The sequence below is a fragment of the Pseudomonas sp. PDM05 genome (assembly GCF_014851685.1).
In the GTDB taxonomy this organism is placed as follows: domain Bacteria; phylum Pseudomonadota; class Gammaproteobacteria; order Pseudomonadales; family Pseudomonadaceae; genus Aquipseudomonas.
Genome location: NZ_JACVAC010000003.1, coordinates 461,041 through 484,147, shown reverse-complemented (window position 1 = coordinate 484,147; position 23,107 = coordinate 461,041). Strand labels below are relative to the sequence as shown.

23 protein-coding genes are annotated in these 23,107 nt (G+C 61.4%); 5 read left to right on the top strand and 18 right to left on the bottom strand.

The annotated features are described in order from the left end of the window. Positions 1 to 79: 79 nt before the first annotated feature. From IB241_RS09765 to IB241_RS09745, 5 genes are read right to left on the bottom strand one after another with little or no spacing between them, the layout of a single operon-like run. Positions 80 to 715, bottom strand: a complete 636-nt coding sequence (locus tag IB241_RS09765) for an SCO family protein (protein WP_192298191.1) — start codon at positions 713 to 715, stop codon at positions 80 to 82. Then, positions 712 to 1,611, bottom strand: a complete 900-nt coding sequence (gene cyoE, locus IB241_RS09760) for a heme o synthase (RefSeq protein ID WP_192298190.1) — start codon at positions 1,609 to 1,611, stop codon at positions 712 to 714. Before cyoE ends, IB241_RS09765 begins: the two co-directional genes overlap by 4 nt. After that, positions 1,599 to 2,678, bottom strand: a complete 1,080-nt coding sequence (locus IB241_RS09755; RefSeq protein ID WP_192298189.1) for a COX15/CtaA family protein — start codon at positions 2,676 to 2,678, stop codon at positions 1,599 to 1,601. Before IB241_RS09755 ends, cyoE begins: the two co-directional genes overlap by 13 nt. A 10-nt stretch (positions 2,679 to 2,688) precedes the next feature. After that, entirely contained in the window at positions 2,689 to 3,273 is a 585-nt protein-coding gene (locus IB241_RS09750) for a hypothetical protein (protein WP_192298188.1), read from the bottom strand. Continuing rightward, the gene (locus IB241_RS09745) at positions 3,239 to 4,003 is read right to left on the bottom strand and encodes an SURF1 family protein (RefSeq protein WP_192298187.1); all 765 of its coding nucleotides are present in this window, start codon (positions 4,001 to 4,003) and stop codon (positions 3,239 to 3,241) included. Before IB241_RS09745 ends, IB241_RS09750 begins: the two co-directional genes overlap by 35 nt. Positions 4,004 to 4,038: 35 nt before the next feature. On the opposite strand from IB241_RS09745, the gene IB241_RS09740 reads away from it, so the two are divergent. Then, the gene (locus tag IB241_RS09740; protein WP_017528731.1) at positions 4,039 to 4,242 is read left to right on the top strand and encodes a twin transmembrane helix small protein; all 204 of its coding nucleotides are present in this window, start codon (positions 4,039 to 4,041) and stop codon (positions 4,240 to 4,242) included. Positions 4,243 to 4,248: 6 nt separating this feature from the next. On the opposite strand, the gene IB241_RS09735 is transcribed toward IB241_RS09740, so the two are convergent. The 4 genes from IB241_RS09735 to coxB form a co-directional block, all read right to left on the bottom strand. Beyond that, positions 4,249 to 5,136, bottom strand: coding sequence for a cytochrome c oxidase subunit 3 (locus IB241_RS09735; protein ID WP_192298186.1), 888 nt, complete (start codon positions 5,134 to 5,136; stop codon positions 4,249 to 4,251). Positions 5,137 to 5,171: 35 nt separating this feature from the next. Further along, complete coding sequence (locus tag IB241_RS09730; RefSeq protein ID WP_192298185.1) at positions 5,172 to 5,723, bottom strand: cytochrome c oxidase assembly protein; 552 nt, start codon at positions 5,721 to 5,723, stop codon at positions 5,172 to 5,174. A gap of 150 nt (positions 5,724 to 5,873) precedes the next feature. After that, positions 5,874 to 7,460, bottom strand: a complete 1,587-nt coding sequence (ctaD, locus tag IB241_RS09725) for a cytochrome c oxidase subunit I (protein ID WP_017734710.1) — start codon at positions 7,458 to 7,460, stop codon at positions 5,874 to 5,876. A gap of 58 nt (positions 7,461 to 7,518) precedes the next feature. Then, positions 7,519 to 8,646: a cytochrome c oxidase subunit II gene (gene coxB / locus IB241_RS09720; RefSeq protein ID WP_192298184.1), complete on the bottom strand. Its 1,128-nt coding sequence runs from the start codon at positions 8,644 to 8,646 to the stop codon at positions 7,519 to 7,521. Between the two features lie 367 nt (positions 8,647 to 9,013). Here coxB and IB241_RS09715 point away from each other — a divergent pair, with 367 nt between their 5' ends. Continuing rightward, the gene (locus IB241_RS09715; protein WP_192298183.1) at positions 9,014 to 9,661 is read left to right on the top strand and encodes a hypothetical protein; all 648 of its coding nucleotides are present in this window, start codon (positions 9,014 to 9,016) and stop codon (positions 9,659 to 9,661) included. Between the two features lie 130 nt (positions 9,662 to 9,791). Here the strand turns inward: IB241_RS09715 and IB241_RS09710 are convergent, their stop codons facing one another. The 6 genes from IB241_RS09710 to IB241_RS09685 all read right to left on the bottom strand — a co-directional run bounded on the left by IB241_RS09710 (position 9,792) and on the right by IB241_RS09685 (position 17,313). Further along, positions 9,792 to 11,327 (bottom strand): SulP family inorganic anion transporter, encoded by a 1,536-nt coding sequence (locus IB241_RS09710; RefSeq protein WP_192298182.1) that lies wholly within the window; start codon positions 11,325 to 11,327, stop codon positions 9,792 to 9,794. Positions 11,328 to 11,412: 85 nt separating this feature from the next. Continuing rightward, positions 11,413 to 12,144 carry a carbonic anhydrase gene (locus IB241_RS09705; RefSeq protein WP_192298181.1) on the bottom strand — a complete coding sequence of 244 codons (732 nt, stop codon included), beginning with the start codon at positions 12,142 to 12,144 and terminating at the stop codon, positions 11,413 to 11,415. Between the two features lie 226 nt (positions 12,145 to 12,370). Beyond that, complete coding sequence (locus tag IB241_RS09700) at positions 12,371 to 13,429, bottom strand: PA0069 family radical SAM protein (protein WP_192298180.1); 1,059 nt, start codon at positions 13,427 to 13,429, stop codon at positions 12,371 to 12,373. An 81-nt stretch (positions 13,430 to 13,510) separates the two neighbouring features. Then, entirely contained in the window at positions 13,511 to 14,761 is a 1,251-nt protein-coding gene (locus tag IB241_RS09695; protein ID WP_192298179.1) for a cytochrome c, read from the bottom strand. A 12-nt stretch (positions 14,762 to 14,773) separates the two neighbouring features. After that, entirely contained in the window at positions 14,774 to 16,558 is a 1,785-nt protein-coding gene (locus tag IB241_RS09690) for a GMC family oxidoreductase (protein WP_192298178.1), read from the bottom strand. A gap of 2 nt (positions 16,559 to 16,560) precedes the next feature. Next, on the bottom strand, positions 16,561 to 17,313 hold the full coding sequence (locus tag IB241_RS09685; RefSeq protein ID WP_192298177.1) for a gluconate 2-dehydrogenase subunit 3 family protein: 753 nt from the start codon (positions 17,311 to 17,313) through the stop codon (positions 16,561 to 16,563). A 255-nt stretch (positions 17,314 to 17,568) separates the two neighbouring features. Here IB241_RS09685 and IB241_RS09680 point away from each other — a divergent pair, with 255 nt between their 5' ends. Beyond that, positions 17,569 to 18,255 (top strand): dual specificity protein phosphatase family protein, encoded by a 687-nt coding sequence (locus IB241_RS09680; protein ID WP_192298176.1) that lies wholly within the window; start codon positions 17,569 to 17,571, stop codon positions 18,253 to 18,255. Between the two features lie 7 nt (positions 18,256 to 18,262). On the opposite strand, the gene IB241_RS09675 is transcribed toward IB241_RS09680, so the two are convergent. Further along, complete coding sequence (locus IB241_RS09675; protein WP_192298175.1) at positions 18,263 to 18,535, bottom strand: YheV family putative zinc ribbon protein; 273 nt, start codon at positions 18,533 to 18,535, stop codon at positions 18,263 to 18,265. Further along, on the bottom strand, positions 18,532 to 20,607 hold the full coding sequence (prlC, locus tag IB241_RS09670) for an oligopeptidase A (protein ID WP_192298174.1): 2,076 nt from the start codon (positions 20,605 to 20,607) through the stop codon (positions 18,532 to 18,534). The genes IB241_RS09675 and prlC overlap by 4 nt, the downstream gene beginning before the upstream one ends. A gap of 76 nt (positions 20,608 to 20,683) precedes the next feature. Here prlC and IB241_RS09665 point away from each other — a divergent pair, with 76 nt between their 5' ends. Beyond that, complete coding sequence (locus IB241_RS09665) at positions 20,684 to 21,226, top strand: gamma carbonic anhydrase family protein (protein WP_192298173.1); 543 nt, start codon at positions 20,684 to 20,686, stop codon at positions 21,224 to 21,226. Beyond that, positions 21,223 to 21,882 (top strand): HAD family hydrolase, encoded by a 660-nt coding sequence (locus IB241_RS09660; RefSeq protein WP_192298172.1) that lies wholly within the window; start codon positions 21,223 to 21,225, stop codon positions 21,880 to 21,882. Before IB241_RS09665 ends, IB241_RS09660 begins: the two co-directional genes overlap by 4 nt. An 85-nt stretch (positions 21,883 to 21,967) precedes the next feature. Here the strand turns inward: IB241_RS09660 and IB241_RS09655 are convergent, their stop codons facing one another. After that, positions 21,968 to 23,011, bottom strand: a complete 1,044-nt coding sequence (locus IB241_RS09655; protein ID WP_192298171.1) for an aminopeptidase — start codon at positions 23,009 to 23,011, stop codon at positions 21,968 to 21,970. Positions 23,012 to 23,107 lie beyond the last annotated feature (96 nt).

Here is a 23,107-nt window from a genome sequence, read left to right as displayed (position 1 = left end):
ATATTGACTGACCCACTGCATTCGCGAGCAAGCCCGCTCCCACATTTGCTATGTATTGCTAGCCAGATCTGCGTACGACTTAGTTGCGCTGCAACAACACCGGCAACTGCACCACCAGCTTCTGGTTATTCAACGGTGCCCGGATAAACCCACGCTGCATCCCATCCGGCCCGATCAGCGCCAGGTTGCCGCTGTGATCCACCGTGTAGTTCGGCTTGCTGGTGTCCGCCGGAATGAACGGGATGCTCACCGCATTCGACACCTTCTGCACCTCCTCCACATTCGCGCCGGTCAGGCCGACAAACTGCGGGTCGAAGTAGCCCAGGTATTGCTTGAGCTGGGTCGGCGTGTCGCGGTGCGGGTCAACGCTGACCAGGATCACCTGCAACTTGTCCACCGCCTCCTTGGGCAGCTCACTCTTGATCTGGCGCAGTTGGGCCAGGGTGGTCGGGCAGATGTCCGGGCAGAAGGTGTAACCGAAGAACAGCAGGCTCCACTTGCCCTTCAACTCATTGACCGATACAGGCTGGCCGTCCTGGTTTGTCATGCTCACCGCCGGCAGTTGGCGGCTCTGGGGCAGCAGGATGATGCCAGCATCGATCAGCGCAGTAGGGTCGCCCTGGCCTTTGCCGTTGAGCACTTTATTAACGGTCAGGCCCATGATCAACGCGACGATGGCCACCAGGATAAAGACGGTTTTTTGAGTTCGGGTCATAGGTTCAACAATAGGTAGTGGTCTAGGAGCAAGGCGATAAACAGCAGCAGCAAGTACCAGATAGAGTACTTGAAGGTGTTGATCGCCGCGTGCGGCCGACCGCCACGGTACAACACCAGGGCCCAATGCAGAAAGCGCCCACCCAATACCAGCGCGCAGGCGAGGTACAGCAGGCCGCTCATATGGATGACGTAGGGCATCAGGCTCACCGCCAGCAGGGCGAAGGTGTAGAGCAGGATATGCACCTTGGTGTAGTGCTCGCCGTGAGTGACCGGCAGCATGGGAATGTCGGCCTTGGCGTACTCCTCCTTGCGATGGATAGCCAGGGCCCAGAAGTGCGGCGGGGTCCAGGCGAAGATGATCAGCACCAGCAACAACGGCTCGGCGCTGACATGCCCGGTGACAGCCACCCAGCCCAGCAACGGCGGCGCCGCCCCCGCGAGACCGCCGATCACAATGTTCTGCGGCGTCGCACGCTTGAGAAAACCGGTGTAGATCACGGCGTAGCCCAACAGCGAAGCCAGCGTCAGCCACGCGGCCAGTGGGTTGGTGAACGCCAGCAACAGCGCCAACCCGGCCACCGCCAGCAACAATGCAAAGGCCAGCGCCGCCAAGGGCGACACACGCCCCTCTGCCAGCGGCCGTTTATGGGTGCGCGCCATCACGGCATCGATACGCCGGTCCACCACATGGTTGACCGCCGCCGCACCGCCCGCACACAGGGCGATCCCCAGGTTGCCGAATACCAGCACCGTCCACGGCACCCCGGCGCGGGTCGCAAGGAACATCCCCACCAGCGAGGTGATGAGCATCAGCACCACCACTTTCGGCTTGGTCAGCTCCAGGTAGTCACGCCAGATTGCCCGCCCGCGGTGCGCGCCGATCAAGGTCGCCATGGCATCTCTCCTTTAAGGGTGATGAGGCCCGAGACATGTTTGCGCGGGATGAAACGCCAGCCGAACGGCAACTGGTTGCGCACGCGGACCAGGCTGGTGCGCGCGTGATAATTGACCAGCACCAGGCTCAGCAACAGCGCGGCACCGCCCGCGTTATGGGCCACCGCGACCGGCAGCGGCAGATGGAAATATACGTTGCTCAGGCCCAGGCAGATTTGTGCGCCCAGGGCGCTCAGCAGCAGGCCCGCCAGACGGCTCATGCCCACCGCACGCAGTTGCCAGGCCAGGCCCAGCAGCACCAGGGTGACCACGACCGCGCCGATGCGGTGAGTCAGATGAATCGCCGTGCGCGCCTCGCTATCCAACTGCCCACCCAGGTAGTTGGGCCCAATGTGCTGGGTAAGATGAAAGCCGTTGGCAAAATCCGCCGCCGGCCACCACTGGCCATGACAGGTCGGCAGATCGATACAGGCCACTGCGGCATAGTTGGAACTGACCCAGCCGCCCAGGGCAATCTGGCCGATCACCAGCACCAACCCGGCCGTCGCCCAATATTGCAGGCGCTTGGGCACGATCAGCGCGGGCAACACCCCGGACAAACGCAGCGTCAGCAGAAACAACAGGCTCAACGTGGCAAACCCACCCAACAGATGCCCCGTGACCACCTGCGGCCACAGCTTCAACGTGACCGTCCACATGCCAAACGCCGCCTGGGCGAACACCACCGCCAGCAGGAACAGCGGCAGTTTCACCGGCTGGCCCGGATCGCGCCGGTGGCTCCACGAGCGCGCCGCCAACACCACGATCAACAGCCCCAGGGTGCCGGCGAAGTAGCGATGGATCATCTCGCTCCAGCCTTTGTCCGCCTCGACCGGCGTGTCGGGAAAGTGCAACTCGGCATGGGCCAGCTGGGTTTCGCTTTGCGGCACGCTGATAAAACCGTAGCAACCCGGCCAATCCGGGCAACCGAGCCCGGCGTGGGTCAGGCGGGTATATGCGCCCAGCAGCACGACAATCAGCGCCAGCAGGGTGGCAAACAACGCGAGGCGAAATCCTGGTTTGGCCATGACGATGCCCTTATCCGATATTCGACAGTTTCAACAGGTGGCGCAGGTCGTTGAGCAAGTCCTTGCCCTTGACCGTGGCGTCGTAACGCAACACCAGGTTGCCGTGGGGATCGACAATCCATAGCTGCGCATCACCCGGCGCGGCGGCGCCTTTGGTAAAGGTCGACAGGTCCAGCGGGTAGCGTTGCAGCTGCGGGTATTCGGCTTTCAGCTTGGCTTCGTAGTCGACACTCACCGGTTGCGCACTGGCCAAGGCATGGCTGGCACGGGACGCATCACGCCCCAGGCTGATTTGCAGCTGGCGCGCCAGGTACACCAGTTGCTGGCAATCAGCAGCGCAGGCAGCGGGGGCGGTGACCAGCAGTTGCCAGCGCTGTTCATCGGCCTGCACGCCGATGTCGGCGCGAGTCTGGCCGTTGCCGATCATCTCGCCGTGATAGCTGCGACTGTCCGGCACCCAGAACTGCAGCTTGTACATGAAAGTGGCCAGCGCCATCGGGCCGATCACCATCATCAAGATCAGGATCAGTTGCCAGCGGCCTTTGCGGCGGTCCGGTGCCTCAGACATGTCTGGTGGATTCATGGCCGCTCCCATGGGACTTCTCCTTTGTGTTGTGCCAGCCGAGATAGAGGTAAAGCGCCAGCAGTGCGCACGCCATGGCGAACCACTGCACGGCGTAGCCGAGGTGTTTTTCCGGGCCCATGGCGACTACGGCCCAAGAGGTGTCGTACGTACCAGGGCCGGCTTCTGCACGCAGTTCGTAGGCAAAGCCGCTGCGACCCAACTCGGCCCACAACACGGCAGGGTGCAGGGCGGTGAGCAGACGCGGCCATTGCGCGGTCGCGGGGTCGGCATGCAGTTGGAAGGTCTCGCCAGGGGCGACATACACCCAGGCGTCAAGGTTCACCGGCTGGTCCGGGGTGGTGAAGGCGGGCGGGGTACGGCGGTCCGGCCAGGGCAGCCAGCCACGATTGAGCAACAGCCATAGACCACTGGCCCTGTCGTGGAAAGGTTGCAACAGCTCGACACCGGCCTTGCCGTCACGCATGCGGTTGTCGAGCAGCACGCTGTGCTCGGCATCGAATTGGCCGCGCAGGCGCACGCGGCGGAAAGCCGGATCAGCCATATCCACCAGCTGCGCGCTGCTGATCGGCTCAGCCGCACGCCGCTCGACGTAGCTGTCCACCAACAGCTGTTTTTCATGGCCACGGGACAGCTGCCAAAACCCCAATCCCACCATCAACGGCAGCAGCACCAGCACCACCAACGTGGGGGCGATCCCTGGATGAAAGCGTTTCCTGGCGCTGGCTATACTTGTTTTCATTGCCCGCCTCCCCCTTGAACCCCAGGAGCCCGACCATGCTCAAAGCAGCCATTGCCCTGATGCTGATCGCGACTGTCGTGAGCCTGTTCAGTGGTCTGTTCTTCCTGGTCAAGGACGAGGGCCACTCCAATCGCCTCGTCACCGCCCTGACCGTGCGTGTGGTGCTGGCCGTGATCACCCTGGCGCTGATCACCTGGGGCTTCTTCAGTGGCCAGTTGGTTTCTCACGCGCCGTGGTAATTCGCCTCACAGCACATAGACAAAGAAAAACAACCCGATCCAGACCACATCCACAAAGTGCCAATACCAACTGGCCGCCTCGAAACCGAACTGGTGCTCGGCATTGAAGTGCCCCTTGAGGATGCGCATCAGCATCACAAACAAAATGATCGTCCCGATGGTCACGTGGGCGCCATGAAAGCCTGTGAGCATGAAGAACGTTGCGCCGTACACCCCAGAGCCCAGCGTGAGGCCCAGTTCTTTGTAGGCGTGGATGTATTCCTCGGCCTGGAAGCCCAGAAACGCCCAGCCCAGCAACACGGTCAGCGCCAGCCAGATTTTCAGCGCGCCGCGATGGCCCTTGCGCAGGGCGTGGTGGGCGATGGTGATGGTCACACTGGAGCTGACCAGCAGGATGGTGTTGACCAACGGCAGCCCCCACGGACTGATCGTGCCCTCGGGCGCGGGATGCAGTTTTGGATCAGGGTTGTTGAGCAACGGCCAGGCAAACTCGAAATTCGGCCACAGCATGTGCGCAATGCCCTTTGAACCTTCGCCCGCCAACCAGGGCGCCGACATGTGCCGCACATAAAACAGCGCACCGAAGAACGCGATGAAGAACATCACTTCGGAAAAGATGAACCAGGTCATGCCCCAGCGGAACGAGCGGTCCATCTGCGGGCTGTACAAACCGGCGCGGCTTTCCTTGATCACCGCCCCGAACCAGCCGAACAGCATGTAGGCCAGCAGTAGACCGCCGACGAAAAAGATCCACGGGCCGTGGGATTCCGGGCGTGCAGCCTTGAGATCGTTGAACCACACACCCAGGCCGTACACGGTGACCAACATGCCAAACGTGGCAATTATCGGCCATTTGCTTTGTGCTGGTACGTAGTACGTATCATGAGTCGACATGTATTCGCTCTCCTGATTGAGGGGGCAAACAGTAGCTAGCCCCCGGTGTGGACAGCCACCGGCGGTTGGCGCGCAGTGATATCAAATAGCGTGTACGCCAGGGTCAAATGCTTCACATCCTTGGGCATGTCGCGATCGACGATAAAACGTACTGGCATTTCGATGCGCTGGCCGGGTTGCAGCACTTGCTGGGTGAAGCAAAAACACTCGGTCTTGTGGAAATACATCGCCGCTTCGGCCGGGGAAATGCTCGGCACCGCCTGGGCGGTCATCGCCTTGTCAGTGGGGTTGTAGGCGACAAACAGCATCTCGGTGACGGCGCCCGGGTTGACCACCACCTCATCCGCCTTGGCGTGGAACTCCCAGACCATATCGATGGCATTGGTCGACAGGAACTGCACCCGCACCTGCCGCGAGGGGTCCACTACCTGCTCACCCTCGTACTGCCCGGCGGTCTTGCCGTTGATGCCGAACGCCTTGCACATCACGTCGTAGATCGGCACCAGGGCGAAGCCGAAGGCGAACATGGCGACCACCAGGATCAACAGGCGCGTCACCAGCCGCCTGATCGGTACGGACTCAGCCATAACGACCACCCAAAGTGAACGCGATCAATGTGGGAGCGGGCTTGCCCGCGAATGCGGTGTGCCAGGCACTGCATGTGGCGACTGATACACCACTTTCGCGAGCAAGCCCGCTCCCACAGGGGATTTGCGGTGGCTGGGTGGCCGAAGTGCTCATTTGACCTCCGGCGGCGTGGTGAAGGTGTGGTACGGCGCGGGCGAGGGCACGCTCCACTCCAGGCCTTCGGCACCATCCCACGGTTTGGCCGGCGCTGGCGGGCCGCCACGGATGCACTTGATCACAATGAACAGGAAGAAGATCTGCGTGGCGCCAAACATGAACGCGCCGATCGACGAGACCATGTTGAAGTCGGCGAACTGCAGGTTGTAGTCCGGCACCCGGCGCGGCATGCCGGCCAGCCCGACGAAGTGCATCGGGAAAAACGCCATGTTCATGCCCACGAAAGACAGCCAGAAGTGCAGCTTGCCCAGGGTTTCGTCGTACATGTGGCCGGTCCATTTCGGCAGCCAGTAGTAGGCGGAAGCGAAGATGCCGAAGATCGCACCGGGTACCAGTACGTAATGGAAGTGCGCCACCACGAAGTAGGTGTCGTGGTACTGGAAGTCCGCCGGCGCGATCGCCAGCATCAGCCCGGAGAAACCGCCGATGGTGAACAGGATCACGAAGGCCACGGCAAACAGCATCGGCGTCTCGAACGTCAGCGAGCCCTGCCACATGGTGCTGACCCAGTTGAACACCTTCACCCCCGTCGGCACCGCGATCAGCAGTGTGGCGTACATGAAGAACAGTTCGCCCACCAACGGAATGCCGACCACGAACATGTGGTGAGCCCACACGATAAACGACAGGAACGCGATGCTTGCCGTGGCGTAGACCATCGAGGTGTAGCCGAATAGCGGCTTGCGCGAAAAGGTCGGGATGATCGAGCTGACGGCACCGAAGGCCGGCAGGATCATGATGTACACCTCGGGGTGGCCGAAGAACCAGAACACATGCTGGAACAGCACCGGGTCACCGCCACCGGCCGCACTGAAGAAGCTGGTGCCGAAGTGGATGTCCATCAGCATCATGGTCACGCAGCCGGCCAGCACCGGCATCACCGCAATCAGCAGGAACGCGGTGATCAGCCAGGTCCAGACGAACAGCGGCATTTTCATCAAGGTCATGCCCGGGGCACGCAGGTTGAGGATGGTGGCGACCACGTTGATCGCGCCCATGATCGAACTGATGCCCATCAGGTGGATGGCAAAGATGAAGAACGTCACGCTTTCCGGCGCATAGGTGGTGGAGAGCGGGGCGTAGAAGGTCCAGCCGAAATTCGGCCCGCCGCCGGGGGTGAACAAGGTGGACACCAGCAGCAGGAACGCCGCCGGCAGCAGCCAGAAGCTGAAGTTGTTCATGCGCGGCAGGGCCATGTCGGGCGCGCCGATCATCAGCGGGATCATCCAGTTGGCCAGGCCGACGAACGCCGGCATCACCGCGCCGAACACCATGATCAGGCCGTGCATGGTGGTCATCTGGTTGAAGAACGCCGGCTCGACGATCTGCAGGCCGGGCTGGAACAACTCGGCACGGATCACCATGGCGAACGAGCCGCCGAGCAAAAACATGGTGAAGGCGAACCACAGGTACATGGTGCCGATGTCTTTGTGGTTGGTGGTCAGCACCCAGCGCATCAGGCCCTTGGCGGGACCGTGGGCGTGGTCGGCGTGACCATGGTCATCGATCACAGTGCTCATGGCCGTTCTCCTGCAAACGAGTGGGCGGGGTGGTTCAGGGCAGATGCAATGAAGGAAGTCATTTGCTTTCCGCCTGTTTCAGAGCCAGCACATCCTTGGGCGTCACCATGTCGCCTTTGTTGTTGCCCCAGGCGTTGCGTTCGTAGGTGACCACGGCGGCGATGTCCACTTCCGAGAGCTGCTTGCCAAACGCCGCCATGGCGGTGCCGGGCTTGCCGAAATAGACGCGATGCAGGTGGTCCTCCTTGGGCCCGACGGCAATTGGCGAGCCCTTGAGCGCCGGGAACATCGGCGGCAGGCCCTGGCCTTCGGCCTGGTGACAGGCCACGCAGGTGGTGTGGTAGACCTTGTCGCCACGGGCCACCAGCTCTTGCAGGGTCCACTCTTTGGAGGTCAGCTCCTTGAGTTTGGCAGCCTCTTCCTTGCGCTCACCGAGCCAAGTGTCGTAGTCGGCCCTGGATTTGACCTCGACCACGATGGGCATGAAGCCGTGGTCCTTGCCGCACAGTTCGGCGCACTGGCCACGGTAGATGCCGGGCTTCTCGATGCGGGTCCAGGCCTCGTTGACGAACCCGGGGATGGCGTCGCGCTTGACCGCGAAGGCCGGCACCCACCAGGAATGGATCACGTCGGCGGCGGTCACCAGGAAGCGAACTTTCGCCCCCACCGGCAGCACCAGCGGCTGGTCGACTTCCAGCAGGTAATGCTCGCCCTTGGTCGCCTTGTTGTGGATCTGCTCGGCGGGAGTGGCCAGGTTGCTGAAGAACTCCACGTCCTGGCCCAGGTATTTGTAATGCCACTTCCACTGGTAGCCGGTGACCTGAATATCGATGTCCGACTCGGTGCTGTCGTAGATATTGATCAGGGTCTTGGTCGCCGGGATGGCCATCGCGATCAGGATCAGCAAGGGCACCACGGTCCAGAGGATTTCCACGGTCGTGCTCTCGTGGAACTTGGCCGCCACCTGGCCTGTAGAGCGCCGGTGCAGGATCATCGACCAGAACATCGCGCCAAACACGATGATGCCGATCACCACACAGATCCAGAAAATGGTCATGTGCAGGTCAAACACAGCGTGGCTGACTTCAGTCGCCCCTGGCGCCATATTCGTTGTCCAGGCGGCGTGCGCCTGACCGAATACCGACCACAACAGAAGGCCCATCCAAACATGTGGATGTCGCGTCATTGCGGGTTCCCCTTATCGTTCTTGTTATCCCGCCGGTTTGCACCTGCGTCGAAGGGAGCGGCTTCCATACTGCTTACAACCGCTTAGCCTCACCTGCTTATGCAGTCTGGCGTCATCAGCTAATTGCGTACAAATCCGAGTATAGACAGGGTCTGCAACCCCGCAATGTGTAGGGGCAAATCAGCAAAAACGGACAGGCGGAGCCAATAAAACCGGGAGCAGAATCGTTTATCCGACGAACGATGGCGTTTCGATATAACGCAGGTGCATAACCGTGAAATAATTATGACAAATGCGTCTGAGGCGCTCGTATAAACGAGCTACCTTGTCATCTCCCTTTTCCTACACCTGTTTCACTGGAGCCCTCATGAACACCGCCGCATTGCGCGAGCAGATTTCCCGTGCCCATCAACACGAAGCCAGCACGGGCCAGTTGGCCCAACAACTGGCAAGCCAATTGCCGCGTCTGCACTCGGCCATCGCCCTGGCCGACGGTGATCGCAACATTGTCATGACGCGCTTCGTCACAGCCTACATCGAACTCGTCCCGGACCTGCTCGAAGCCGCCAATGACGTGGCCCGCGAGGCTGGCATCGAAAGCCAGATCAAGCCGGTGCTGAAGATCGCCGAACAGTTCTTCCTGCAACCGCCGGCGATCCTCGCCGGGCACGAGGGGCTCGACGGCCTGCTGGATGAGGCCTACCTGGCGCACCGCCTGGTGGAAGAAGTCAACGATCTGTATATCAAGCATTTCGGCCAGCCGCTGATCCCGGCCGACACCACGGTGGCCAACGTGATTGCGCACCAGCTGATTGGCGAAGAATTTGCCAACAGCCTGGATGAGGCCGTGCATTTGGCGGTGGATGAGATGCTCAACGAAGAAAGCTTTGCGCTGGAGTCGGTGGAGGCTTACCGCGAAACCCTCAAGAGCCCGGACACGGAAGCTGCGTGGAAACGCTGGCCGTGCCTGTCGCGGCAGTTGGGGGTTGAGTTGGCGCTGGACCAGCCGGCCTGATTTCCTGCTACGCAAACGATCAAATGTGGGAGCGGGCTTGCCCGCGAATGCGGCGTGTCAGTTGCTGAATAATTGACTGATCCACCGTATTCGCGGGCAAGCCCGCTCCCACATTTTTGATTCGGTTTCGTCAGCCTGTTGCGGGTGCGGAGCCTATCCCCGTCGTCGTTCTGACCCGCCCCTCCAACCGCCGCTTCAACCCACGCGCCTCGATCACCAGCTTCGACCCCTTCGCCGCATTGGCCCGCCCCCACTCCTCCAGCAACTCCAGGCAGGAATGGTCGATGTAACTCAGGTTGTTCAGCGGCACATGTACGGTCGTCCCCGCCGGCACCGCCGACAGCACCTGGGTCAGCGCCGGCACTTTCAGGAACGTCGCCGCGCCACTCAAACGCAGCTCCATCTCACCGTCCTGCGGCAAGTCGATCAGGCTCACTTTCAGACGCGAGGCCTTGAGCGCCAGCTTGACCAGCGTCAGCCCGAACCCCACCAGTACACCGGTCAGCAGGTCGGTAAAGATGATCGCCAGCGCAGTCGCCGCATAGGTGAACATCGGCATCCGCCCGTAACGCCCCAGGGCCTTGAACGCCTTGATGTCCACCAACTTGATCCCGGTGTACACCAGCACGCCCGCCAGGCTCGCCACCGGGATGCTTTGCAGCACACTCGACAGCAACAACACGAAGGCCAGCAGCCACAGGCCATGGAACATGGCCGACAAGCGCGTGGTGGCGCCGGCCTGCACGTTGGCCGAACTGCGCACGATCACACCAGTCATCGGCAGGGCGCCAACCAGACCACACAGCATGTTGCCGACACCTTGAGCCGACAACTCCTTGTCGAAATCCGAGCGCTGGCCGCTGTGCATGCGGTCCACCGCCGCTGCGGAGAGCAGGGTTTCGGCACTGGCGATAAACGCCACGGCAAAGGCGGCGATCAACAGCTGCGGATCAGCCAGGTTCAGCAGGTCGCTGGGGCGCAGCCAATCGATGGCATCGGCGAGGTTTTCCGGGACCTCCACCCGCTTGACCTGCAACACCAGCAACAGGCTGACAAGCGTGGTCAGCCCCACACCCAACAGCGCGCCGGGCACAAACCGCAGGGATTGCGGGCGGAATTTGTCCCACAGGTACATCACCAGCATCGTCGACAAGCCAAGCAAGCCGGCTTGCCAGCCCAGGCTCGGAATCGCTTGCGCCACCGCAGCCGGGAAACCTGCCAGGTTATCCAGCCCGGAGGGTTTGGGCGCGCCGTCGAGCATCACATGGATCTGCGACAGCACAATCAGCACGCCAATCCCCGCCAGCATGCCGTACACCACCGCCGGTGCCGTCACGCGGAACCAGCAGCCCAGGCGCAAACGCCCAGCCACCAGTTGCAGGAAGCCCGCCAGCAGCAGGATCGGCCCCAGCATCATCATTCCGTGTTGGCGCACCAACTCGAACACCAACACCGCCAGACCCGCCGCCGGACCGCTGACCTGTAGCGGCGAGCCAGCCAGCCAACCGACCACCAGGCCACCGATAATCCCGGTGATCAACCCCTTGGCCGGCGGCATCCCGGAAGCAATCGCGATGCCCATGCACAGGGGCAGGGCGACCAGAAACACAACCACCGAGGCGAGCAGCTCCCGTGGCAATACAGCTTTCAATTGAGCAGCACGCATGATGACTCTCCCGAGGCATTCGCCGGGCGCGGTAATGCCTGGCTGCATCCATGGCAGCCACCGCATCACCCGGCAGGGAAGTGTTTTAGAAGCGCGCTTTAGGCGTCGCGCAAGGAATCGGCCCTTCGCCGTTCAGCGGTCTGAACGTGGACTGATCGGCATCGTAGGCGCGGATTTCGCTGGTCTCGATGTTGTAGATCCAACCATGGATAAACAAATGACCATTGGCCATGCGCGAAGCCACGGAGGGGTGGGTGCGCAAATGTTGTAGCTGGGCGATGACGTTTTCTTCGGTCAGCACCTTCATGCTCTCGCCTTCGTTGGCGCAGTCGCAGTTGTCATGGACCATGGTCTTGGCGACCTCGGCATGCCGCAACCAGGCCTTCACCGTCGGCATTTTTTCCAGGCTGTCGGGGTTGAGCACCGCACGCATCGCACCGCAATCGGAGTGCCCGCAGACAATGATGTGCTGGACGCCCAGGGCGAGTACGGCGTACTCGATGGCAGTGGAAACACCCCCGTTCATCTGGCCGTAGGGCGGCACCACGTTGCCGACGTTACGGGTCACGAACAGGTCGCCCGGTGAGCTCTGGGTAATCAGCTCGGGGACGATGCGCGAATCGGCGCAGGTAATAAACATCGCCCGTGGGCTCTGGGCCGTGGCGAGTTTCTTGAAGAGTTCTTCCTGCTGGGGGAAGACGTCGTGATGGAAATGCAAAAAGCCGTCAACGATATGCTTTAGCGCTGCATCGGCGGATTCCGCCACCTCAGGGGCTGAAGCCGACGCAGCCAACGGCTGTTTATCCTTATCACTCATGATTCATCCTCTTGGTTAATGCAGGGGAGTGTTCAAGCCAGTTCGACGCCAGGCCAATGCAATTTGTTGCAAATGCCACAAATCAGACTGCCGACTCATCAGTCACTCGCTGAACAAGGTAGCCGCCGAAACTTAACTCAAACTGAATGAACCGCTCTAGATCGCGGGTTTCAGTGATGTCAAAGTGAGACTATTCCTACAGAAAAAGTACACCTTTCCCAGCATTCTACAACAACGCCATCTGCCTGCCCGGCGGGCAGAACGCCGTGCAATCCAGGTTGAATCCTTCCCGACGGTTGAGCCCCAGGCGTTTGATGGCCTTGCTGAAGCGCTGGGCCAGCAATTCGGCAAACGGCCCCTCGCCACGCATGCGTACACCGAAGCGGCTGTCGTATACCTCGCCACCGCGTACCTGGCGCACCAGGCTCATCACATGGGCGGCGCGCTGCGGGTAATGGGCCGCCAGCCACTCCTCGAACAGCGGCGCCACCTCCAGCGGCAGGCGCAGCATCATGTACGCTGCGCTTTGTGCCCCGGCAGCGTGGGCTTCGGTAAGCAGGCTCTCCAGTTCGCTGTCGTTGATCATCGGGATCATCGGCGAGCACAGCACGCCCACCGGGATGCCTGCCTCGCGCATTACGCGGATCGCCCGCAATCGCGCCTTGGGCGCCGCCGTACGCGGCTCCAGGATGCGCTTGAGCTCGTCGTCCAGGCTGGTGAGGCTGATCATCACGGCCACCAGGCGCTGCCTGGCCAATTCGGTCAACAGGTCGAGGTCGCGCAGGATCAGCGAGCCCTTGGTGATGATTGTCACCGGGTGCCGGTAGCGCAGCAGCACTTCAAGGGTTTGCCGGGTGATCCGGTATTCGCGCTCGATGGGTTGGTACGGGTCGGTGTTGGAGCCCAGGTTGATCGGCGCGCAGACATAGCCCGGTTTCGACAGTTGCTGTTCCAGCACGTCTGCGGCATTGCTCTTGGCGATCAGCCGGGTCTCGAAATCCAGCCCCGGTGACATGTCCCAATACGCATGGCTGGGCCGCGCATAGCAGTAAATGCAGCCGTGTTCGCAACCGCGATAAGGGTTGATCGAACGGTCGAACGGCAGGTCCGGCGAGTTGTTGCGGGTGATGATGGTCTTGGCCGTCTCGATCCGCACCTCGGTGCCCTGGGTCGGCGGCACTTCCTGATACCAGCCGTCGTCCTCGGCCACGCTGACGGTCGGCGCAAAGCGGTTGTGCAGGTTGGTGGCCGTACCTCGGCCACGGGGTGGCAGCGCAGTAGACATGAAAACGCCTCGATACTGTTTTTATATACAGTATCGAGGCGCGCGGGTTCTGACCAGTGCCGTTTGGCGGCCAGGGAAGGATCAGTGCTTCTGGCGCAAGTGCGCCACGTCGCCCGCTTTCACTGGCTCGCCTTTATTGCCCCAGCTGCCACGGATGAAACTGACTACATCCGCCACTTCCTGGTCCGACAGACGCCAGGCGAACGCAGGCATGGTGAAGGTGGAGGGCGCCGTGTGCGTAGCGGGCAAGGTGCCGCCGTTCAACACGATGTTGATCAACGAGGTAGCGTCCGCCGTCTGCAGCACCGGGTTGCCCGCCAGCGCCGGGAACACCCGCGTGTAGCCATGGCCGTCGGTACGGTGGCAGGCCGCGCAGTTGTCGATGTACACCGCCGCGCCGCGCCGGCTGTCATCGCCTTTCCACAAAGCGTCGGCGACCTGCTTGTCGTACTGATGCGGCTGATCCTTGGGGTCCACCGCCGGCAGGCTCTTGAGGTAACGGGCGATGGCGGTCAGGTCGTTTTCCGACATGTACTGCATGCTGTGGACGACAACATCACTCATGCCACCAAACACCGCGCTACGGTCACTGCGGCCGGTCTTGAGAAATTGCACCAGTTGCTCCTCGCTCCAGCCGCCGAGGCCGTCCTTGTGATCGCCACGCAGGTTCTTCGCGACCCAGCCTTCCAGCGGCGCACTGCCGGACAGGAATGCACTGCCATCAGTGGCACTCAGGGCTTTTTCCTGCATGGTCAGAGCCCGTGGCGTATGGCATGCGCCGCAGTGGCCGAGGCCTTCCACCAGATAGGCGCCACGGCTGATCACCGGGTCGGCCTGCGCAGTTGGCTGCGGCTCGGCAACCTCCGGCGCGAACATCCAACGCCACGCGGACAGCGGCCAGCGCATGCTCAGCGGCCAGGGAATATCACTCGCCTTGTTCTCCTGAGCGACCGGCTCCACCCCTTTCATGAAGTACGCATACAGCGCCTGCATATCGCTGTCGCTGACGCGCGCGTAAGACGGGTAGGGCATCGCCGGGTAAAGCGTACTACCGCTCTTGGCGACGCCATGGCGCACGGCCTTGTCGAAATCCTCGAAGCTGTAGTCGCCCAGGCCGGTCTTGTCCGGGGTGATGTTGGTGGAATAGATCACGCCAATCGGCGTTTCCATCGGCAGGCCACCAGCGAACGGCTTGCCGCCCTTGGCGGTGTGGCAAGCCACGCAGTCACCGGCGCGGGCCAGGTATTCACCCTGCTTGACCAGGTCGGTTTCAGCGGCGCTCACCGAGCAGCTGCCGAACAGTGCAAACGTCGCGATAACAAGTGCTTTCATGGTCATCGCTCCTTATGCCTGAACCAGTGGGCCGGGGTTTTTCAGGTACTGCTCGCGGATCGCGCGGGCCGACCAGTAGGTCAACGCCGCCACCAGGCCGGTAGGGTTGTAACCCAAGCCCTGTGGGAAAGCGGAAGCGCCCGGGACAAACACGTTGTGTACATCCCAGCATTGCAGGTAGCGGTTCAACGCACTGGTCTTCGGGTCGGTGCCCATGATCGCGCCACCGTTGAGGTGGGTGGTCTGGTACGACGCGGTGTTGAAATGCTCACCGACCTTTTTGCCGAGCACGGCAATCGCCTTGGGGTTCATCGCCTCGGCAACCTTGCCCATTTTCTCGACCATGAAGCGGTTCATCTTGATGTCGTTTTCCTGCCAGTCGAACGTCATCCGCAGCAACGGCAGGCCGTAGGCATCGCGGTAAACCGGGTCTAGATCCAGGTAGTTGCCCCGGTAGGATTGATGGGCACCGTGGGCATCCATCGACACCTGGTGGGTGTAGTAATCGGCGGTGGCACGTTTCCACGCACTGCCCCAGGCCGGGGTGCCCGGCGGGTTGGACGTACCGGCAATCGGCCGACTGCCAGCCTGGTTGACCCACATCGGCGAGCCGCCAACGAAGCCATGGGGACCATGGTCGAAGTTGTCGGCGTTGAAATCATCCATCGCCACGCCATTGCCGCCCGCACCGATGAAGTTGTTGGTGTGGGTGTCCTTGTCGAAGAACGCCTTGATGGTGGCCATGTTCTGGTAGGCAAAGTTCCGGCCCACCACCCCCTCAGTGGTAATCGGGTCGTAGGGTTTTCCGATACCCGACAGCAGCATCAACCGCACGTTGTGGAACTGGAACGCGCCGAGGATCACCAGGTCCGCCGGCTGCTCGATTTCCCGGCCCTGGGCGTCGACATACGTCACGCCGGTGGCCTTGCTCTTGGTGCTGTCGAGATTGACCTTGAGCACGTGGGAATTGGGCCGCAGCTCGAAGTTCGGCACCTGGCGCAGCGCCGGCAGGATGTTCACGTTCGGCGAAGCCTTGGAGTACATGTAGCAAACGTAGCCGCTGCAAAACCCGCAGAAGTTGCATGGGCCCATCTGCGCACCGTAGGGGTTGGTGTAGGGCCCCGAGGTGTTGGCCGACGGCAGGTTGTAGGGTTTGTAACCCACATCGCTAGCCGCTTTCTGAAACAGCTGTGCGGAGACGGTGTTTTTCTGCGCCTCCAACGGGAACGGGTTGGAGCGATCCGGCGCATACGGGTTGCCGCCACGGCCTTCACCGACCAACTGGCCTTTGACGGTCCAGGCCTGGCCGGAGGTGCCGAAGACTTTTTCCGCGTAGTCGAAAAACGGCTCCAGCTCTTCATAGCTGACGCCGAAATCCTGGATGGTCATGTCCTTGGGGATGAAGTTTTTGCCGTAACGCTCTTCGTAATGGCTGCGCATGCGCAGCTCGATCGGGTCGACCCGAAAATGCACGCCCGACCAGTGCAGGCCCGCACCGCCAACGCCATTGCCCGGCAGGAACGCACCCAATTGGCGGTTGGGCAGGGCCACATCATTCACGCTATGGCGAATGGTCACCGTCTCTTTGGAGATGTCCTGGAAGAGTTTTTTACGCACGCTGTAGGTCAGTTCGTCGATGACCTGCGGATAGTTGCCATCCGGGTACGTGTCCTGCATCGGGCCGCGCTCCAGCGCTACCACGTTGAGGCCCGCTTCAGTCAGCTCCTTGGCCATGATCGCGCCGGTCCAGCCGAAGCCTACGATCACAGCGTCTACTTTCTTCATGATGGTCGCCACGTTTATGCCCTCTCGCCGCGGATGGAAACTGCCGGGAAGGGGTATTGCTCGTTGCGTTCAACCCAGTCCATGAAGTCGGCGCGAGCGCCGGGGAAGCCGATCATGGTCCAGCCGACCATGCCTTTGTTGCCACCGTGGATCGGGTCGCAGAAGAAGCCTTCCTTGGTGTTTTGCAGCAGCAGGTTGAAGAAAATCTTCGGCGGCACCGCGTCGAAATGCGCGGTCACCTCACTGCCCCCAGCCTCCAGGCGACGCAGCATATCGTCTCGGGTAGCGCTGTCTTGCGCAGCAAACACTTTGCCGTTGAACGCTTTCGACCATGCATCCGTCGCGGCGATGCCCAGGCGATAGATGTCCTTGGGCACCAGTTTGCTCTGCCAGCCCATCTCAGGCGGCGCGTCGGCATTGAACGGGCCCTGCATGAACCACAACGCACCACTGGCGTAAGGCGTGTTCATCTGACGGTCGATGTATTCCGGCACACCGGCTTCCACGGCGCCTGGGCCCTGGGCATCGGTAGGAATCAACTGCGCGACGGCGGCGTTGATAAACGCCCACTCTTCGGCAGTGAAGTAGCTTGGCTCGTAGGTCTTTTCGTTGACCGGCGCCTTAGCCGGGCTGGCCTGTGCCGGCTCGGGCGTAGCCATCAACATCGAACCGCCAAGGCCGGTACTGGCAACCGTGACCACCGGGATCAAGGTCAAGGATTTGCGCAAAAAGTCACGCCGGGGGTTGTCTTGATCTTGATCAGACATGGGTGCACCTCATCATGTGGTCACGGGTTCGACAGCCGCTTCTTGGGAGCGGCTTGGGGTGTGCGGGCAGCGTGTTGGATAGAACACAGCGGCAATCAATAGTTACAAATGATAGCAGCCTAACCATCAACAGAATCGTTTCAGCGACTAAAGACTGAGGATTCACGCTTTTTTGACGGGCGCCTCACGCCCCATTGACCCCCCGCAGACCAATCTGCGCGCTATCTACCCACAGCCCATTCGGTGACGTTACCCATGTTCAAGCATCGCTGGCTGCCAGCACTCGGCCTGGCACTTACGGCACTGTTCGCTCCGGTTTATGCCCAAGCCGATGACAGCCCTTCCATACGCTCAGCCGAGTGGGCGCAGCCCGTGGGCAGCCAATACAACCTGCACCAGATGACGCCGACGCTGTATCGCAGCGCTCTGCCGGACAGCAGCGCCGTGCCACTCCTGCAAAAGCTCAAGATCGGCACCGTGATCAACTTCCTGCCCGAGTCGGATGGCAACTGGCTGAAGGCGACGGACATCCGTCAGGTCCAACTGAGTTATCGCACCAATCATGTGGATGATTCCGACGTGCTGGCAGCACTCAGAGCAATCAAGGAAGCCGAGGCCAACGGCCCGGTGCTGATGCACTGCAAACACGGCTCCGACCGTACCGGCCTGATGGCCGCGATGTATCGCGTGGTGGTGCAGGGATGGAGCAAGGAAGAGGCGCTGAACGAGATGACCCTGGGCGGCTTTGGCACCAGCAATGGCTTCAAGGACGGGGTTCGCTACATGATGAAGGCCGATATCGACAAGTTGCGTACAGCACTGGCGAATGGCGATTGCAGCACCAGTGCATTTGCACTGTGCTCGATGAAGAGCTGGCTCAACACGGCTGGAACCGGCCGTGTTGAACCAACGAACGATACGGGATTGGCGATAAAACCCTGAGTGGGCGTCAGTCTTTTTTCAGTTTCGGGTTAGGAAAAAACTGTACCGCCTGCACCTTCGGGTCCGGCGCCTTCAGCGCCGAGGTATTCACCCGCGTGCCCAATTCCTTGGGTACCGACAGACCCTGATCATTGAGCGTGTCGGTATAACCGCAGGCCACACACTCACGGTGCGGCACGCTGTCTTCAGTCCACATCTTCAACTTGTCCGGCTCGCTGCACGCCGGGCAGACCGCGCCGGCGATAAATTGCTTTTTGGTCACCACAGGTCCTTCACTCATGCTGCCGCGCCCTCACTCAGGCCGCTGTGGCGCAAGAGTGCGTCAATCGACGGTGCACGTCCGCGGAAGTCGACGAACAGCACCATCGGCGCCTGGGAGCCACCGCGTGCCAGGATCGCCTCACGGAATGCGCGGCCGGTTTCGGCATTCAGCACGCCGTCTTCTTCGAACTTGGAGAAGGCATCGGCGGAGAGCACTTCGGCCCACTTGTAGCTGTAGTACCCAGCCGCATAACCACCGGCGAAAATGTGCGCAAAGCTGTTCGGAAAACGGTTGTAGGCAGGCGGACGCATCACCGACACCTCATCGCGCACGCCTTCGAGCACCTGGGCCACACTGCGGCCGTCGCCGTGGGTGGCGTGCAGCTCGAAGTCAAACAGCGAGAACTCCAACTGGCGCACCATCATCAGGCCGGACTGGAAGTTTTTCGCCGCGAGCATTTTTTCCAGCAGGTCCTGGGGCAGCGGCTCACCGCTCTCATAGTGACCGGAGATCAGCGCCAGGCCTTCCGGCTCCCAGCACCAGTTCTCCATGAACTGGCTTGGCAACTCCACCGCATCCCAGGCCACGCCGTTGATGCCGGACACGCCAGCGTGCTCGACGCGGGTCAACAGGTGATGCAGGCCGTGGCCGAATTCGTGGAACAGCGTAGTCACTTCATCGTGAGTCAGCAGGGCAGGCTTGCCACTGTCGGCCGGGGTGAAGTTGCACACCAGGTTGGCCACCGGGCTTTGCAGCACGCCGTCGATCTTGCGGCGACGGTCGCGCGCGCCGTCCATCCAGGCACCGCCACGCTTGTTGGCGCGGGCGTACAGGTCAAAGAAGAAGCGGCCAACGTGCTGGCCGTTTTCCTTGATTTCAAACAGGCGCACATCCGGGTGCCAGGTGTCGAAGCCCTTCAGTTCGGCGATCTCGATGCCGTACAGGCGTTGCACGATGGCGAACAGGCCGCCCAGCACCTTGTCGATCGGGAAGTAGGCGCGCAGCGCTTCCTGGGACACGCTGTAACGCTGCTCACGGAGTTTTTCGCCGTAGAAACCGCTGTCCCAGCTTTGCAGGTCGGCACAGCCTTGCTCGGCAGCATAGGCCTTGAGCTGTTGCAGGTCCTGGGCGGCAAACGGCTTGCTGCGCTTGGCCAGGTCACGCAGGAAGCTCAGCACCTGGTCGCTGGACTCGGCCATCTTGGTGGCCAGGCTCAGTTCGGAGAACGAGGCGTAGCCCAAGAGTTGAGCAAGCTCCTGACGCAGGTCGAGGATTTCTTCCATCACCGGGCCGTTGTCATTCTGACCGGCATTCGGGCCTTGGTCTGACGCACGGGTGCAGTAGGCCGCGTAGACCTCTTCACGCAGGGCGCGGTCCTGGGCGTAGGTCATTACCGCGTAGTAGCTCGGAAATTCCAGGGTGATCAGCCAGCCATCGAGGCCTTTGGCCTGGGCAGCGGCAGCCATCTGCGCCTTGGCCGAGTCGGTCAGGCCGGCGAGGGTGGCTTCATCGGTAACGTGTTTGGTCCAGGCCTGGGTCGCGTCCAGCAGTTGGTTGGAGAACTTGCTGCCCAGCTCGGAAAGCTTGCTCTGCACTTCGGCGTAGCGTTTTTGCTGCTCCGGCGGCAAATCGATACCCGACAGGCGGAAGTCGCGCAGGGAGTGTTCCAGGATAGTTTTTTGCGCAACGTCGAAACCGGCCGCTTCCGGGCTGTTGGCCAGGGCTTCGAAAGCCTGGAACAGCTCGCGGTTCTGGCCCATCTCGGTGGAGTAGGCGCTCAACGCCGGCAGGCAGCCTTCGTAGGCTTCGCGCAGTTCAGCGCTGTTGCACACGGCGTTGAGGTGGCTGACCGGGCTCCAGGCGGCGCCCAGGCGGTCATTCAGTTCGTCCATGGCCAAGACCAACCCGGCCCACGTAGGATTTTTCCCCTGGCTTTGCAGGATGCCTTCGATGGCGACACGGTTGTCGGCGAGGATCTGTTCGATGGCCGGCTGTACGTGCTCGGCACGGATCGCCGAGAACGGCGGCAGGTCGTAGGGCTGCAGAAGAGGGTTGTTCGCGCTCACGGTGGGTACCTTGGCTGAAGACATGTAAGAACAAAGATGGGGCCATCTTAATTACAATCAACGCCCACCGCAGCTATCAGCAGAAGAGAGAGAAGCTATCGTGACCCTTCGCACCTATCAGAACCACACGCCAGCCCTGGGCGCCGGGGCTTTTGTCGATATTTCGGCGGTGGTGATCGGCGATGTCGAAATCGGCACCGACAGCTCCGTATGGCCACTGACCGTGATCCGTGGCGACATGCACCGCATCCGCATCGGTGCGCGCACCAGCGTGCAGGACGGCTGCGTGTTGCACATCACCCACGCCGGGCCTTTCAACCCGGACGGTTTTCCGCTGCTGATCGGCGATGACGTGACCATCGCCCACAAGGTCATGCTGCATGGCTGCACGGTGGGCAGCCGGGTCCTGATCGGCATGGGCAGCATCGTGATGGACGGTGCTGTGGTGGAGGATGACGTGATCATCGGCGCCGGTAGCCTGGTGCCGCCAGGCAAGAAACTGCAAAGCGGCTTTTTGTATGTGGGCAGCCCGGTTAAACAAATCCGCCCACTGACTGACAAGGAACGCGCGTTTTTCACCTACAGTGCGGCGAACTACGTGAAGCTCAAAGACCTGCACCTGGCTGAAGGATTCGATCAATGACCCTGCATTACCCAACCGTACTGTTCGACCTGGATGGCACCCTCACCGACCCGCGTGAGGGCATTACCCGTTCGATCCAGTACGCCCTCGCCAAGCTCGGTATCGACGAGCCGGACCTGACCAGGCTCGAACACTTTATCGGCCCGCCATTGCTGCAAGCCTTCATGCAGTTCTACGGTTTCGACGAAGCCAAGGCCTGGGAAGCGGTGAACTTCTATCGCGAGCGCTTCAAAGTCACCGGCCTATATGAAAACCGCGTGTTCGACGGGGTGATGCCGTTGCTGGAAGAATTGAACAGCCAGGGCCGCCAGTTGTACGTGGCTACCTCCAAGCCGTGGGAATTCGCCCGCGAGATCGCCCGGCATTTCGACTTTGCCAAGCACTTCAAGGTGATGTACGGCAGCGAGCTGGACGGTACGCGCACGAACAAAGTCGAGCTGATTGCCCATTTGATGCGCGAAGAAAGCCTGGACCCGGCGACCACCCTGATGATTGGTGACCGCAAGCACGACCTGATCGGTGCGCGTAGCAACGGGCTGGATTCGGCGGCGGTAGGCTATGGATTTGGCAGCTTTGAAGAGTTGCATGCCGAGGCGCCGACTTGGCACTTCGAGACGTTGGCCGAGATGCATCAGGCGTTTTTGCAGCAGCCTTGAAACCGCCATCGCAGGCAAACCAGCGCCCACATCCGACTGTATTCACACATCAAAATGTGGGAGCGGGCTTGCCCGCGATGAGGCCCTAAAGCCCCTCCATCTCCAACTGCCTCAACGCCACCTTGCGCTGCTCCACCGGCAACGCCCCCATCCTCTCCACCGCCGCATAAAACCTCAGCCAATCCCCACCTTCTTGCCGAAACAACGCCGCAAACGCCGGCACCCACTGGTCATACAGCCCGAATGGCAACAGCCGCGCATTGTTCATCGGCTGGTTGATCCAGGCGTCATAACGCTTGTCGCCCGCCCACTGGCTGTCACGCATCTGCCGGTAATCGCTGCGCAAGCGCTCAAACTCAAGCGCTTTGGCCGCCCGCATCGCCTCCTTCGACAGCGGTTGGGCGTAGAGCTTTTCCAGACGCTGGCGAGTATCGAGAATCAGCCGGATAAACTGGTCACGTTGCTGCAACGCCCCATCGCCGAGCGGCGCCAGCCCCCGTGCGGCCCGCCACTGGCGCGTGCCTTCCTGCTCGACGAAGTTGGCAAATGACTCGTTGAATTCGGTGTCGTCCTTCACATAGAAACGCTGGTGCGCCAGCTCATGAAAGATCAGCGTGGCCAGGCGCTCGTCACCCCAGTTCATCATCGAATTCAGGATCGGGTCGTTGAACCAGCCCAGGGTCGAGTAGGCCTCGACGCCGCCAATCGACACGTCCATGCCTCGCTGGCGCAACAACGCCGCTTCACCCCGTGCAGCGCCCTGGTTGTAGTAGCCGCGATAGGCGACGCAACCGGCGATGGGAAAGCAGTGGGTTTCAGGCGACAGGGAAAATTCTGTCGTGGCGAAGACATTCCACACCACATAGGGCCGGCCAATGTCGGCGTACAACCTGTAGCTCTGGTTGTCAGGCAAATGCAGTTGTTCGCTGGCAAAGGTCCGCGCCTTTTGCGCTTGCGCCAGGTGTTCACGCAGCAGTTGGGGGCGAGAGGGGTCGGCAATGACCGCGGAAACCGGCTCGCGAGCGCGCAGCAATTGCCACTGGCCGCTAGCCAACTGGCCGTAATAGCTGACACTTGAGCAGCCGCTGAGCAGCAGCACCATCAACCCCGGAAGAAAACGCCTGACCATGCCCCAACCGCTCCTGGGTGATTTGCTCGCAAGACTATCGCGCCGGCACGGAATTTTTCCATGGCCTGCGGTGTTTATACTCATGGGGAGTCTGCA